We start from the raw sequence: 13,019 nt of genomic DNA on the forward strand, positions 1-13,019 counted from the left end.
ATGAGATTCCCCGCCCTCAGCCTCTCGATCCGCATCACCTTATTGGGATTGCTGTTGGTGGTGGCGGGGGGGGCGTTCTGGACTCTGGACGAGAATCAGCGCATCAAGGCCGATTATCTGGTGGAACGCGAGTCCGTGCTGGATGCGGACCTGCATGTCGAGCGCGAGCGTCTGCAACTGCAGGTGGCGGCCCTGAAGCGCGATGTGTTGTTCCTGTCCAATACGCCGCCGGTCAGCGGCATCATACGGGCTGTCCACAGCGGCGGCATCGACCCGCGCGAGAACAATTCGCGTCAGGTGTGGGCGCGGCGTCTGCAGGAGATATTCAGCGCCTATCTGGACGCCCATCCGGAGTATTTCCAGGCGCGCTACATCGGGCTGGCCGACAGCGGGCGCGAATTGGTGCGCGTCGAGCGCAAGGACGGGCGCATCGTCGTGACACAGCCACGCGACCTGCAACGCAAGGGCGACCGTGACTATTTTTGGGCCGGCCTCGCCTTGGCGGCAGGGCAGGTCAACCTGTCTGAGATCGATCTGAATCAGGAAAATGGGCAGATCGAAGTGCCGCACCGTCCGGCCATGCGTGCGGTGGTGCCGGTGTTCGATACACAGGGACGCCGCTTCGGCATGCTGGTGCTGAATATGGATGTGACGGTGCTGCTGTCTTCCATCAACAAAGGGCTGCCAGACGGCATTCAGGCCTACATCGCCAACCGTAACGGCTACTATCTGCTGCACCCAGATGCGGGGCGCGCCTTTGCCTTCGACACCGGTGCCGATCCGCAAGACATCCGCGATGATTTCCCCATCCTGCGCAGCAAGTTCGCTCCGCATGCGGGTGCCTGTTCTCCGCTGCGACAGTCGCCCGATGGCCGAGGTGGTTTTCTGGCGGCGGAAAGGGTGATCCTTGATCGGGACGACCCCGCGCGCTTCCTGCTGCTGGCCTACCACGTCCCGCAACAGGCGCTGGGTATGGATGCGGTCGGTATCCCTTGGCGTAGTCAGCTCAATGCACTGTTGCTCATGGTGCTGGCATCGGGTGTATTCATGCTGGCGCTGCGTGTCATCCTGCGCCCACTCAAACGCATCGCACTCACCGCCCGAGAGATCGCAGACGACCATCGCAGACCGCACCTGAGCGAAAAGGCCTCAGGTGAGATCGGTGAGCTGGTGCAGTCCCTGAACATCATGCTGGAAAAGTTGACCGCCGGTGACGCGATGGAGCGCGAAAACGCCTTTCGCAAGGAACTGATCGAGTCGCTGCCCGGGGTGTTCTACATGATCGGCATAGACGGGACCTTCCTGATGTGGAACCGCAACTTCGAGCAGGTGCTGGGAGTCGGCGAGAACGGGCTGGCTGACAAGAACGCGCTGGAGCTTTTCGAGGGCGAGGACAGGCAGGTGATCGAAGCGCGCATACGCGAGGTGTTCGAGCGCGGCGAATCTGAGGCGGAAGCCTCGCTGGTGAACGCATGGGGTGCGCGCATCCCTTATCACTTCACCGGGCGGCGGGTGATCTTTGACGGTAGTCCGGTGTTGGTCGGCCTGGGTGTGGATATCTCGGCACATCGTAGTTATCTGCGGCAGATCGAAGCACAGTTGAAGCGCAACATGACCCTGCGCGACAACTCCATGGAGGGCGTGCATGTGATGGATGCGCAGGGCCGGGTGATCGAGGTCAATGCCGCCTTCTGCGATATGCTGGGCTATACGCGCCACGAAGCGATGCAGCTCAACGTGCGCGATTGGGATGATCAGTTCAGCGGGGAAGAACTGACCGAACGCTTCAGCATGCTGACCGGCAAGAGCGCCATCTTCGAGACGAAACACAAGCGCAAGGACGGCAGCTTGCTTGATGTCGAGGTATGCGCCACCGGTGTGGAGATCGACGGTGCGCTCTACATGTATGCCGCCAGTCGCGACATCACCGAACGCAAGAAGACGGAAGAAGTGCTGTTGCGCCATCACGATGTGATCGAGACCGCCATGGATGGCTACTGGATGACCACGGTCGACGGAATCGTGCAAGAAGCGAACGAGACTTATGCACACATCACGGGCTACACGGTGCAGGAGCTTGTGGGGATGCATATCAGTCAGCTGGAGGCGAATGAACAGCCGGAGGACGTCAAGGCACACATCGAGAAGATCATCGCGCAGGGGCGCGACCGCTTTGAGACGCGGCACCGGCGCAAGGATGGCAGCGTGGTCGATATCGAGATATCGACAACCTTCCGCGATGGCCGTTTCTATGTGTTCTGCCGCGATATAACGCGCAGAAAACGGGATGCCGCCCGTCTGCAGCATCAGCAGGACATGCTCAGCGAGGCTCAACGCCTGGGCAAACTGGGCAGTTGGGAATTCGAAGTGTCGAACGGCGATCTGATCTGGTCGGACGAGACCTTCCATATTCTGGAGCTGGACGCGTCGCTTGTGACGCCCACCTATGAACTGTTCCAGCAAGCCATCCATCCGGACGACAGGGAAAGCGTGAATCAAGCCTATCAGCGTTCCCTGCGTGAAGGTGTGCCATACGACATCGAGCACCGGCTGCTGTTCGCGGACGGGCGTATCAAGTGGGTGCGCGAACATTGCCTCACAACCTATGACGATGCGGGCGTCGCACTGCGTTCGGTGGGTATGGTGCAGGACATCACCGCGCGCAAGCGCGACGAGGAACAGCTGCGCGTGGCCGCGGCCACCTTCGAGACGCACGATGCGATCCTGGTCACCGATGCGCAGTCCAACATCCTGCGTGTGAACAGCGCCTTCACCCAGATCACCGGTTTCCAGTCATGGGAAGTGCTGGGGATGAATCCCCGCATCATGAGCTCGGGCCGCCACGATCAGGAGTTCTACAGTGAGATGTGGCGGAAGTTGCTGGAGCAGGGCACCTGGTCGGGCGAGATATGGGATCGGCGCAAGAACGGCGAGATCTATCCCAAGTGGATGACCATCACAGCTGTGAAGGACGAGGACGGCAACACAATCAACTATGTCGCCATCTTCAGCGATATCACCGAGCGCAAGCGCAACGAGGACGAGATACGCGGGCTGGCATTCTACGACGCGCTGACGCAGCTGCCCAATCGCCGACTGTTCATGGATCGTCTGCACAATGCCATCGCCGCTTCGGCGCGCAATGGCGACTTCGGCGCATTGCTGTTCATCGATCTGGATCGTTTCAAAGTACTGAACGATACGTTGGGCCACGACTACGGCGACCTGCTACTGATCGAAGTGGCGGAACGTATCAAGCGCTGTGTGCGCGAGGTCGACACGGTCGCGCGCCTGGGTGGTGACGAGTTCGTGGTGGTGCTGGAGGGGATCGGCGAGCATAGGGAAGAGGCCTCGCACAAGGCCGGACTGGTGGCGGAGAAGATCAGGGAATCCCTCGCGCATCCCTATCAGCTCAAGGAGCATGAACATTACAGTTCGCCCAGTATCGGCGTGGAGTTGTTCCACGAGGGAGTGGAGTCTTCGGATGAGCTGATCAAACATGCGGATGTGGCGATGTATCAGGCCAAGAACGCGGGTCGCAACACCGTTCGTTTCTACGACCCCAGCCTGCAGCATGATCTGGATACCCGCGCTATGCTGGAGAACGATCTGCGACGCGCCATCGAGAACAACGAGTTGCAGTTGCATTATCAGGTGCAGGTGGACAACGAACGCAAGCTGGTGGGCGTCGAGGCGCTGTTGCGCTGGCAACATCCGGTGCGGGGCATGATCCCGCCCGCCCGCTTCATCCCGGTGGCGGAAGAGAGCATGCTGATCCTGGAGTTGGGGGATTGGGTGCTGCATCATGCCTGTGCGCAGATGGCCTTGTGGGCGGGTGATCCACGCATGGCGGCACTGACGATGGCGGTCAATGTCAGCGCCCATCAATTCGCCATGCATGATTTCGTGGATCATCTGGGCTCCATCCTGCAGCGGCACGGTGTTGAGCCGCACAAGCTGAAGCTGGAACTGACCGAAGGCGTGGTGCTTAACGACATCACCGACGTGGTGGAGAAGATGCGCAAACTGAAGGAACTCGGCGTGCAGCTGTCGCTGGACGATTTCGGGACCGGCTATTCCTCGCTTTCCTATCTGAAGAAACTGCCGTTGGACCAGCTCAAGATAGACCAGAGTTTCGTGCGCGACATCACCCTCGATCCCAGTGATGCGGGCATGGTGCAGAGCATCATCGATATGGCCAAGAATTTCAAACACGACGTCATCGCCGAGGGCGTGGAGACCGAAGCCCAGTTGAGCTTCCTCAAGCACCATGCCTGTATGGCCTATCAGGGATTCTTCTTCAGCAAGCCCGTGCCTTTGGATGAGCTGGAACGACTGATCGCCGATTGGAAATCGGACTGAAGGAATAGCCCGTATAATCTTTTCAGGCTTGTTGCCGAGCGATCTTATTGGGTACGAGACCGTCAGAGTCTCGGCCTACCCCCAGGAGGAATGCAGGTTGAAGTCTCATCCCAAGCGACAGACGTATTCATGGCTGCTACCGCTGGCCTTGCTCTTGCTGCCGCTATTGAGCGCGTGCGATAGCAGGCACGAGCCGCCATTGCGCATCGCCAGCAGTCCCTGGCCGGGCTACGAACCGCTGTATCTGGCCAGGGAGATCGGCTATCTGCCTCCCGACAAGGCGAGTGTTTTCGAATTGCCTTCTTCCGACATCACGCTGGAATCGTTCCGCAACCACTCCGCCGATATCGCCACCCTGACACTGGACGAGACGCTGGATCTGTTGGCCAGCGGCGAGAAGCTGCGCGTCATCACGGTGCTGGATGTCTCACACGGGGCGGATGCGGTGATGGCCAAGCCCGGCATCAGGAAGCTGGCCGATCTGAAGGGCAAGCGCATCGCCATCCTCAATATCCCGCTGGGGGTCTATATGCTCAGCCGTACGCTGGAAGCGGCCGGACTCGAGCGCAAGGATGTCACCGTCATCCCCAGCGCCGAGAGCAAGCATGAAGAGATGTACCGTCTGGGTCGGGCCGATGCCTTCATCACCTTCGATCCGTTCAAGACCGCGCTGGCGAACCGCGGGGCACATGTCCTGTTCGACAGCAGCCAGATCCCGAACGAGATATTCGATCTGATGCTGGTGCGCGAGGAGGTGTATCAGACAAGGCGTGCCGATGTCTGCAATGTCGCCCGTCAATGGTTCCGTACCCAGACATACATGCGGGAGCAGCCGGATGCTGCTGCGGCATCCATCGCCAAACGGCTGGGTGTTAAGCCGCAGGAATACCGGGATATGGTGCTGGGTATCAAGACACCGACCCTGCAGGAGAATCTGTCGATACTCGGCGGCAAGGCTCCCGGTATCCTGGCTGCCGCCAAGCGACTCAACACTGTGATGGTGGGTGAAGGGCAGCTTGAACGCGAGGTCGACATCAGCCCGGCGCTGCTGCCTGATCTGCAGGCCTGTATCTCGGAGTAGGACGCCTGCCGATGAAAAGACGCCTTTCATTTCTGATCCCGTTGATCTTGATGACCTTTTCGGTCGTCAGTTCACTGCTCATCTATTTGCAGGAGGACAGGGAGAACCGGCGCACGATCGAGGCACACATGGTGCGCGAGATCGGGCTGGAGATGGGGCAGTTGCAGAACATCCTGTACAACCGTCTGACCGAAGGCGACGAAGCCGAGGCCTTGCTGCACCTCTCGCTGGTCGCCATGCGTCCGGGTATCCGCACGCTGGCGTTGGCGGATAGTGAACATCGCGTGATCCTGTCGAATTTCTTCAGATGGAAAGGCGAATCGGCCGCCAGCCATTCGCACTATTCGGAGGCCGACGCGCAAGGGGTCAGGCGGGGCGAGCACAGCCGGCTGCAGTTCAATGCGCAGCAGCCCGCGCTGTTGCAAGGGTACTTTCCGCTGGTGGTGGCCTACCGGCATGGCGGGCTGGAGAAGCAGATGGGCGTGCTGTATGTCGAGGCGGATATCAGCGATCAGGTGCAGGCGGCGCGCCGCGCCGCGCTGGAGCAGTCGCTGGTGTTCGGCCTGATCACGCTGCTGGCCGCTACGCTCATCGCCTATATCCTGCACCGGCTGGTCAGCAGGCGTGTGGGGGTGCTGGCCAATGTGGCGAGTCATTTTGCCGCCGGTGACTTCAGCGCGCATACCGGCTTTAAAGGGAACGACGAGCTATCGGAGCTGGGCAAGAGTTTCGACCACATGGCACAGCGAGTGGGCGAGAACATCGTGTTGCGGGAACAGGCCTTGCAGTGGCAGAAGCGCATACTGGAAACGACAGCAGACGGATACTGGCTGACCGACGGAGAAGGCAGACTGCTTGATGTGAACGATGCGTATTGCCGGATGTCCGGCTACAGCCGTGAAGAACTACTCGGCATGCGCATCCCGCAACTGGAAGCCCGTGAAGAGACGACGGAACAGGTTCAGGCGCATATGGCGCGCATCTTTTCGCAGGGCTCGGAACGTTTTGAAACCCAGCACCGACGCAAGGACGGCAGCCTCATCGACGTGGAGATGTCTGTCTCCTACTGGCAGGATGAGGATCGTTTCATCGCGTTCGCGCGCGACATCACGGAACGAGTCTTGTCGCAGAACGAACTCAGGCGGGAGAAGATCACGCTGGCCGAAGCGCAGAGGGTCGGCCACTTCGGCAGCTGGGAACTGGACCTGCTCGCGGGCAAGCTGGCCTGGTCGGAACAGATCTTCCAGATCTTCGAGATCGATCCGACCCGGTTCGCCGCCTCGTATGAGGCGTTCCTGGCCGCCGTCCATCCGGATGACCGGGACAAGGTGAGCCAGGCCTATACGGATTCACTGGTGGACCGCAAGCCCTATCAGATCATTCACCGTTTGCAGTTTGAGGATGGCCGCGTCAAGTGGGTTGAAGAGCGCTGTTCTTCCACTTTCAATGCTGCAGGCGATCCGGTGCGCTCGATAGGCACGGTGCAGGATGTGACCGAGCGCGAGATGCTGGCCGAGCAGAACCGCATCGCCTCGGTGGCGTTCGAGACGCAGGAAGCCATCATCGTGACCGACCGGAACGCGAACATCATCAAGGTGAACCATTCCTTCGAGGTGACCACCGGCTACTCGCAGGAAGAGGTGCTGGGCAAGAATCCGCGCATCCTGGCTTCCGGTCGGCATGACCGAGAGTTCTACCAGAAGATGTGGAAGGCCGTGCTGATCGAGGGACGCTGGTCGGGCGAGGTATGGGACCGGCGCAAGAACGGCGAGATCTACCCCAAGTGGCTGACCATCACCGCCGTGAAGCACATGGATGAGGTGACGCATTTCGTCGCGGTGTTCGTAGATATCACCGAGCAGAAGAAAGCAGAGGAGGAGATCAGGAGCCTCGCCTTCTACGACCCGCTCACCTCGCTGCCCAACCGGCGTTTGCTGCAGGATCATTTGCAGCGCGCCCTGAGCCAGAGCGCACGCAGCGATCATTTCGGCGCGCTGATGTTCATCGATCTGGACCATTTCAAGGTTTTGAACGACACCAAAGGCCATGAATACGGCGACAGGATGCTGGTGGAGGTCGCGCGCCGTCTCGGCATGTGCGTGCGCGACACCGACACCATCTCGCGCTTCGGCGGCGACGAGTTCGTGGTGTTGCTGGAAGACTTGAACGAGTTCAAGGAAGAGGCCATCGCGCAGTCCGGACGCATCGCCGAGAAGATCCGTGTCTCGTTATCGCAGCCATACGAGTTGTCCGGCACCATGCATCAGAGTTCTCCCAGCATCGGTATCGTGTTGTTCCGCGGGGATGGCGTCGGCAGCGAGGAATTGCTCAAGCAGGCCGATCTGGCGATGTACCAGTCCAAGGAAGGCGGACGCAACAAGGTGAGTTTCTTCGAGGCTTCCATGCAGGCTGTGCTGGAATCGCGCACCTTGCTGGAGGGCGCGCTGCGGCAGGCGCTGGCCAAAGGCGAACTGGAGATGTTCTACCAGCTGCAGACTGATGATACGAAGGCGCTGCTCGGTGCCGAGGTGTTGCTGCGCTGGCGCAGCGCGGAACTGGGCATGGTGTCGCCGGCGCAGTTCATCCCCATGGCCGAGCAGACCAAACTGATCCTGCCCATTGGAAAGTGGGTGCTGGAGAACGCCTGTCGCCAGCTTAAGATATGGGAATCGCACCCCGTGTTGGGGGGGATGCATCTGGCGGTGAACATCAGTCCGGTGCAGTTCCACCAGCCGGACTTCGTGCGGCAGATCAAAGAGATACTGCACGATAGCGGTGCCGATCCGCGCAGACTGGAACTGGAGCTGACCGAGAATCTGGTACTGGAAGACATCGACGAGGCGACACGCAAGATGGCGGCATTGAAAGAGATCGGCGTGCGTTTCTCGATGGACGATTTCGGTACCGGCTATTCCTCGCTGCAGTACATCAAGCGCCTGCCTATCGACCTGCTCAAGATCGACCAGTCCTTCGTGCGCGACATCCTTACCGATCCGGGCGACGCCATGATGGTGCAGACCATCGCCGGTATGGCGCACAACTTCGGCTTCGGCGTCATCGCGGAAGGGGTGGAGGAGCACGCGCAGATCTTGCCACTGGTCGAACGCGGCTGCGTCAAGTTTCAGGGCTACCTGTTCAGCCGTCCGGTGCCGCTGGCTGAATTTGAAAAGCTGGTAGAGCATTGGCAGCCGGATTGAGCGTACTCACTCGAATCGACTACAGGGATAGCCGCACATGAATAACAACGTGGAAGCACTCAAGATACTGGTGGTGGAGGACAGCAAGGTCACGGTCAAGGTATTGCGCAACTACCTGGCGGCCATGCATGTCAGCGAGCCGCTGATCGCGGAGAACGGCAGGCAGGCGCTGGAGATCTACGAGCGCGAACGTCCCGATGTGGTGCTGCTCGATATCAAACTCCCGGACATCGACGGTTTCGAAGTGGCTCGCCAGATACGCAAGATGGAAGGCGAGCAAGAGTGGGCCGCCATCATCTTCCTCACGGCGATGAATACAGATGAAGATCTGGCGCGCGGCATCGCTGCCGGCGGCGACGACTATCTGGTCAAGCCGGTCAGCGAGATCGTGTTCCATGCCAAGGTGCGTGCCATGCAGCGCCTGGTCGGCATGCAGCGCAAGCTGGTCGATGTGACGCAACAGCTGGACGGCGCCAATGCCGAGTTGCAGCGCCTGTCCACCACCGATGCGCTGACCGGCATCGCTAATCGCAGATCGCTGGATCACTTCATGGAACGTGAATGGCGGCGCTGTCTGCGCATGAAGAAGCCGTTGGCACTGGTGATGATGGATATCGACTACTTCAAGTTGTTCAACGACAAATACGGCCATCAGGCGGGTGATGACTGCCTGAAGAAAGTAGCCGATCAGATCGCGCGTGCCGCCCCGCGCGCGACCGATCTTGCGGCGCGTTATGGCGGGGAAGAGTTCACACTGGTGCTGGGCGAGACGGATCAGGATGGCGCGATGTGGATCGCCGAGCGGGTGCGACAGATGGTGGCCGAGCTCAAGGTGCCGCACTACGCGACCGGCAGCAAGTTCGTGACCATCAGTTGCGGTGTGGTATCCGTGCTGCCGGAAGAGAAAGTATCGCTGGAGATACTGGTGAAATCGGCGGATACGGCGTTGTATCAGGCCAAGCGCAGCGGCAGGGACAGAGTCGTGGCAGGGGCGTACGGCAAGTTCTAGCGCGTGTGGTCGGCCCAGTTGTTCGGCGTCTCATAGAGGCGCACGCGTTCCAGTCGCAGATGGTTGCCGTAGGTATCCTGGTACGCGCCGTCGAGCAGATCGAATGCCACGCGCGCCAGATTCTCCGCGGTCGGCACCACATCAAGCACCACCGTCTTGTGTCCAGGTAGGGTCCCCAGAAAATCCAGTACCGTCTTGTCGTTGCGATACACGATGAACGCGTGGTCCCACGCATCCACCACTTGTTCCTTGGCGATGCGCTTCACATCCGAGAAATCCATCACCATGCCCTGTTCCGACACGCCCTCGGTCGTCACCACCTCGCCCGACAGGGTGATCTCGATGGCATAGCGGTGGCCGTGCAGGTGTCTGCACTGGCTGTTGTGGTTGGGGATGCGATGACCGGCATCGAATTCCAGTCTGCGGGTGATCTGCATGATGCGGGCCTCGTTGAAAGTGGCGCGGATTATAGCCTGAATGATGCAACGGCACGCTTGAAGGCAAGCAGCGCGGTGTCCTCGCCGGGTGCCCGGTAGCGCAAGGCGACATAGCGTGCGGCAAGGTCGTCCATGCTTGCCGCGATCTCGGGATGCGCTGCACCGACACGCGACGCGTAGTCCTGCGGCCCTTCATGCGGCATGCGCGGCAGCCCGACCTTGGCCAGTTTGCGGCACAGCTTGAGCCAGACAGCCTGCACCGGGTCGGTCTGCCGCACGACCAGACGGCGCAACAGCAGCAGCGTGAATATGCCGACCAGTGTGAAGACGCCAGCGAGCATGTTCAGCGCCATCTTCTGCCAGCTGATGTCTTCCATTCCGAGGCGTGTCAGGAAGGCGAACTGCGTCTCGGTGTTGTAACCGAGCACCCACTGGTTCCATTGGTTGGCCAGCGCATCCCAGTTGAAGCGCAGGTTGCGCAACCAGGGCGGCGGGTTGCGTGCCATGAAAGGCAGGGCGGCCGGGTTGCTGACTGCTGCGGAAAGGCCGCTCTCGATACGGGCCGGGGCGATGGTGGCGGTGGGGTCGTAGCGCACCCAGCCGCGTTCGCCCAACCACACTTCCGCCCAGGCATGCGCATCCGCCTGGCGCAGGATGAAGTAATCCCCCAGAGCGTTGTATTCGCCGCCCTGATAGCCGGTGACCACGCGCGCAGGTACACCGGCAGCACGCAACAGATAGACGAAGCTGCCCGCATAGTGCTCGCAGAAACCCTGTTTGCTCTGGAACAGGAACTCGTCTATGCCGTTCATGCCGAGCAAAGGCGGCTCCAGTGTGTATTCGAATCCGCCTTGATTGAAATGGCGCAACACCTCGCGCACGATGGCGGCATCATCACGCGGATGCTGTGTGCGCCAGTCTTCGGCCAGTTGCTGTGCTTGCGGATTCAGCCCGCGCGGCAGGGCCAGTGCGCGTTGCAACTGTTGTGGCGGTTCATCCGGATTGGCGCGGTAGCTGAGGAAGGAATCGGCTCTATAGCGTATGCGCGCATTCACCGGTTTGTCGCTGAGCAACTGGAAATCTGGCATGAGTCGGTGCGGGATGGAAAGCTTGTCCGGCATGTCCAGCGCGAACAGCCAGCGTTTGTTGTGCGGTTCCAGCGTGACGGTGTAGGCGAGCGGCATGCCGCTGTCTTCCAGCACGCCATTGCGTGTGGTGGCGTTGCGTCCGCGTGTCCAGGTCGTCCCGTCGAAATCCCACAACACCGGGCCGCGCCAGTACATCTTGTCTCGCGACGGTACAGCCCCGTCGAAGTTGACGCGGAATGCCACCGCGTCGTTCAGCGAGAGTTTGCTCATGCTCCCCGGTGACATGGTGTCGGACAGGCCGCTGCTGGCATAGGCATCCTGCGGCAGTCCCCACAGCGGCCCCTGCACGCGCGGGAACAGCACGAACAGGATCAGCGACAGCGGGATGGCCTGCAACAACAGCATGCCGCCGATTCGCAGTCTGGGCTTGAAGGTGAGTCCGCCGGTTTGCAGATGCACCCAGGTCGCCAGGATGACCAGCAAGGTCGCCAGCATGAACAGCGCGGTGGGGATGCTCTGCGAGTAGAAGAAGTTGGTGATGATGATGAAGCACGACAGATAGACCACGATGGTCGCGTCGCGCACGGCTTTCAGTTCCAGCAGCTTCAGCGTGGATAGCAGGATGAGCAGGGTGACGCCGACCTCGCGCCCGAACAAGGAACGGAAACTGAGGGCGATGGCCGCGACACTGAGCAGGGTGAGGCCCAGCAACAGCCAGCGCGGCGGCAGCGCCTTGCCGCTGCGCGCGAGATAAGCGCGCCACAGCAGCAGTGCGCCGCTCTCCGCACTGACCCACAGCGGCAGATGGTCGGCATGCGGGGCACTGACCAGCAGGATGCAGGCGATCAGACCGTAGGTGAGCGGGGCGGAGAGCTTCATGATGCTGGCATCCCGAACAACGCCAACCTGCGCAGACATTCGGCGCGATGGGCCGTGCCTTGTTGCGGCATGACTTCGCCATCAGGCAATCGCAATCCGTAATGCAGCCCCCGCGCATCGGCATCCAGCACCCAGCGCGTGAGCAGTTCCAGTTTGCGCTCCTGCGCGATGTCGGGCAGCTGCGACCAATCCAGCCACAGTTGCTGGCCCTGCAGTGCCGAGAACTCTTTCACTTGTAGCCCCTGTTCGCGTGCCAGCGCCTTCCACGCGATGCGCGGCATGGCATCGCCCGGCACGTAGTTGCGCAGCCCGGCGAAGTCCTCGTCGCCGCGTATCGAGGTCTTGCCGCTACCGTCCGGTGCGGCAGCGATGGGTAAGGCTTGTGGCGGGGCGGGTTTTGGATAGACCAGTGCGCGCACATCGAAATGGATATAGCTCCAGGCGTTGAACAGCCCCAGTGGGAAACGGGTGTAGAGCGTCAGGCGGCCGCTGTCCAGCCAGCCGCGCTTTGTGGCCGGAAGGGCGAGTTCCACCGGGGTGGATGTCTGCGCGGGCAGATCGAACACTGTCTCGTGCCCCTCGTCGTCGTGCAGATGGATCTGGTGCCGGGGCAGACCGCCGGGATTGTTGAAGTGGAACACGAAGCGCGCCTGCTCCCCCGCGAACACCGGCTCCACGTAACCGGCATGGATTTCCAATTGTGCCATGTTGCGAAAGGCGTACAGCATGGACAGCCCACCAGTGGTGGCGAGCAGAAAGGTGAGCACGTAACCCAGACTGAGGTTGTAGTTGATGTCGCCCAGCAACATCAGCACCAGCACGAATGCGAAGCCGAAGAACTGGCGCGTGGGCAGGATGTAGATGCGGCGCTGGTTGAGCTGCACCGTGCCGGTCTCGACGGTGCGGCGGAAGGCCCAGTTACGGAACTTCTGCTTGAGCACGCCGCGAAAGTTGGGAAGCTTCATC

Annotated in this window: 7 protein-coding genes; 4 read left to right on the forward strand and 3 right to left on the reverse strand. The window is 60.8% G+C overall.

The genetic code is table 11. The features are described 5' to 3' along the window. From ACYCZ5_RS01565 to ACYCZ5_RS01580, 4 genes are all read left to right on the forward strand, one after another. Positions 1 to 4,362: a bifunctional diguanylate cyclase/phosphodiesterase gene (locus ACYCZ5_RS01565; protein ID WP_461543006.1), complete on the forward strand. Its 4,362-nt coding sequence runs from the start codon at positions 1 to 3 to the stop codon at positions 4,360 to 4,362. Positions 4,363 to 4,459: 97 nt separating this feature from the next. After that, the gene (locus tag ACYCZ5_RS01570; RefSeq protein ID WP_461543007.1) at positions 4,460 to 5,443 is read left to right on the forward strand and encodes an ABC transporter substrate-binding protein; all 984 of its coding nucleotides are present in this window, start codon (positions 4,460 to 4,462) and stop codon (positions 5,441 to 5,443) included. Between the two features lie 11 nt (positions 5,444 to 5,454). Continuing rightward, complete coding sequence (locus ACYCZ5_RS01575; protein WP_461543008.1) at positions 5,455 to 8,640, forward strand: EAL domain-containing protein; 3,186 nt, start codon at positions 5,455 to 5,457, stop codon at positions 8,638 to 8,640. Between the two features lie 37 nt (positions 8,641 to 8,677). Beyond that, on the forward strand, positions 8,678 to 9,649 hold the full coding sequence (locus ACYCZ5_RS01580) for a diguanylate cyclase (protein WP_461543009.1): 972 nt from the start codon (positions 8,678 to 8,680) through the stop codon (positions 9,647 to 9,649). Here ACYCZ5_RS01580 and queD read toward each other — a convergent pair. Genes queD through ACYCZ5_RS01595 form a run of 3 tightly spaced genes read right to left on the reverse strand, consistent with a single transcriptional unit; the run spans position 9,646 to position 13,018 of the window. Then, the gene (gene queD / locus ACYCZ5_RS01585; protein ID WP_461543010.1) at positions 9,646 to 10,086 is read right to left on the reverse strand and encodes a 6-carboxytetrahydropterin synthase QueD; all 441 of its coding nucleotides are present in this window, start codon (positions 10,084 to 10,086) and stop codon (positions 9,646 to 9,648) included. The two genes, ACYCZ5_RS01580 and queD, sit on opposite strands and share 4 nt — an antisense overlap. 29 nt (positions 10,087 to 10,115) lie before the next feature. Next, positions 10,116 to 12,053 carry a transglutaminase TgpA family protein gene (locus tag ACYCZ5_RS01590; RefSeq protein WP_461543011.1) on the reverse strand — a complete coding sequence of 646 codons (1,938 nt, stop codon included), beginning with the start codon at positions 12,051 to 12,053 and terminating at the stop codon, positions 10,116 to 10,118. Continuing rightward, on the reverse strand, positions 12,050 to 13,018 hold the full coding sequence (locus ACYCZ5_RS01595) for a DUF58 domain-containing protein (RefSeq protein WP_461543012.1): 969 nt from the start codon (positions 13,016 to 13,018) through the stop codon (positions 12,050 to 12,052). Before ACYCZ5_RS01595 ends, ACYCZ5_RS01590 begins: the two co-directional genes overlap by 4 nt. Position 13,019: the final 1 nt, after the last annotated feature.

The organism is Sideroxydans sp. (assembly GCF_054604835.1).

Bases quoted from the DNA above. Each gene is read 5' to 3' on its own strand.
- ACYCZ5_RS01575 (WP_461543008.1), top strand. From the start codon at position 5,455: ATGAAAAGACGCCTTTCATTTCTGATCCCGTTGATCTTGATGACCTTT.
- ACYCZ5_RS01565 (WP_461543006.1), top strand. From the start codon at position 1: ATGAGATTCCCCGCCCTCAGCCTCTCGATCCGCATCACCTTATTGGGA.
- ACYCZ5_RS01590 (WP_461543011.1), bottom strand. From the start codon at position 12,053: ATGAAGCTCTCCGCCCCGCTCACCTACGGTCTGATCGCCTGCATCCTG.
- ACYCZ5_RS01595 (WP_461543012.1), bottom strand. From the start codon at position 13,018: ATGAAGCTTCCCAACTTTCGCGGCGTGCTCAAGCAGAAGTTCCGTAAC.
- ACYCZ5_RS01580 (WP_461543009.1), top strand. From the start codon at position 8,678: ATGAATAACAACGTGGAAGCACTCAAGATACTGGTGGTGGAGGACAGC.
- queD (WP_461543010.1), bottom strand. From the start codon at position 10,086: ATGCAGATCACCCGCAGACTGGAATTCGATGCCGGTCATCGCATCCCC.